Source organism: Flavobacterium fontis (assembly GCF_900129405.1).
Classification (GTDB): Bacteria; Bacteroidota; Bacteroidia; order Flavobacteriales; family Flavobacteriaceae; genus Flavobacterium; species Flavobacterium fontis.
The window spans coordinates 1-2,009 of the sequence record NZ_FQVQ01000030.1 but is presented as its reverse complement, the minus strand read 5'-3'; the positions used below and the strand labels follow the sequence as shown (position 1 = coordinate 2,009).

At 42.1% G+C, this 2,009-nt stretch carries 1 protein-coding gene; it reads left to right on the top strand.

From position 1 onward, the window contains the following. Positions 1-2,009, top strand: a 2,009-nt coding sequence (locus BUC17_RS14120; protein WP_449403965.1) for an HYR-like domain-containing protein, incomplete at both ends; no start/stop codon positions are given.

Here is a 2,009-nt window from a genome sequence, read left to right as displayed (position 1 = left end):
GCTCAAGTAAACTTAACGCAAGTTTCGACTTCGAATCCAAATGTAACTTTAGATCCTACAACTGGTGCCGTGAATGTTGCTCCTGGAACTCCAGCCGGTACATACACTTTAGTATACCAAATCTGTGAAATCTTAAATCCTGCCAACTGTGATACAGCGACTGTAACAGTTACTGTAAATGCACCACAAATCATTGCTAACGATGATAACGGAACGCCTATCAACGGTTTTGCGGGAGGTACTGCTTTCACTAACGTTTTAGTGAACGATACTCTTAACGGTCAGCCGGTTGTAGCTTCTCAAGTGAATACTACTTTCGTTTCTTCTACCAACCCAGGCATCACGCTTGTAGGTACTGATGTAGTAGTAGCACCAGGTACACCTGCTGGTTCTTACCAATTGGTATACCAAATCTGTGAAGTAATCAATCCTTCTAACTGTGATACAGCAACCGTATTTGTTACTGTAAATGCACCACAAATCATTGCTAACGATGATAACGGAACGCCTATCAACGGTTTTGCGGGAGGTACAGCTTTCACTAACGTTTTAGTGAACGATACCTTAAACGGTCAGCCTGTTGTGGCTTCTCAAGTGAATACTACTTTCGTTTCTTCTACCAACCCAGGCATCACGCTTGTAGGTACTGATGTAGTAGTAGCGCCTGGTACACCTGCTGGTTCTTACCAATTGGTATACCAAATCTGTGAAGTAATCAATCCTTCTAACTGTGATACAGCAACCGTATTTGTTACTGTAAATGCACCACAAATCATTGCTAACGATGATAACGGAACGCCTATCAATGGTTTTGCGGGAGGTACAGCTTTCACTAACGTTTTAGTAAACGATACCTTAAACGGTCAGCCTGTTGTGGCTTCTCAAGTGAATACTACTTTCGTTTCTTCTACCAACCCAGGCATCACGCTTGTAGGTACTGATGTAGTAGTAGCGCCTGGTACACCTGCTGGTTCTTACCAATTGGTATATCAAATCTGTGAAGTAATCAATCCTTCTAACTGTGATACAGCAACCGTATTTGTTACTGTAAATGCACCACAAATCATTGCTAACGATGATAACGGAACGCCTATCAATGGTTTTGCGGGAGGTACAGCTTTCACTAACGTTTTAGTGAACGATACTCTTAACGGTCAGCCTGTTGTGGCTTCTCAAGTGAATACTACTTTCGTTTCTTCTACCAACCCAGGCATCACGCTTGTAGGTACTGATGTAGTAGTAGCACCAGGTACACCTGCTGGTTCTTACCAATTGGTATACCAAATCTGTGAAGTAATCAATCCTTCTAACTGTGATACAGCAACCGTATTTGTTACTGTAAATGCTGCAACAATTGTAGCTAATGATGACATTTACACAACCCTTTGTTCTTCTAATGGAGTGTTTGGAAATGCCATTTCGAATGACACATTAAACGGATCACCTATAAATGGTCCAATAAGTTTCACTCTTCTTTCCGGTACAGCACCTAATGTATCTATTGATAATAATGGAAACATTTCTCTTACGTCTTTTGGAAGTTGTGGAACATATACTTTCACTTATCAAATTTGTGAAGTATTAAATCCAAATAATTGTGATACGGCAACTATTACAATTACAATCCAAGATACCACTAACCCAACCTTCGTAGAGGCATTACCTGCTGATGTAACGGCTGAGTGTTCTAACGTTCCTGCAGCGGTAACTTTAACGGCTACTGATAACTGTGGTGCGGCTAACGTAACATTCAACGAAGTAACGACTGCGGGTTCTTGTCCAGGTGCTTATACCTTGACACGTACATGGACTGCAACAGATGCTTGTGGTAACACGACAACACACGTTCAAACCGTAACGGTTCAAGATACCACTAACCCAACTTTCGTAGAGGCATTACCTGCTGATGTAACGGCTGAGTGTTCTAACGTGCCTGCAGCGGTAACTTTAACGGCTACTGATAACTGTGGAGCGGCTAACGTAACGTTCAACGAAGTAACGACTGCGGG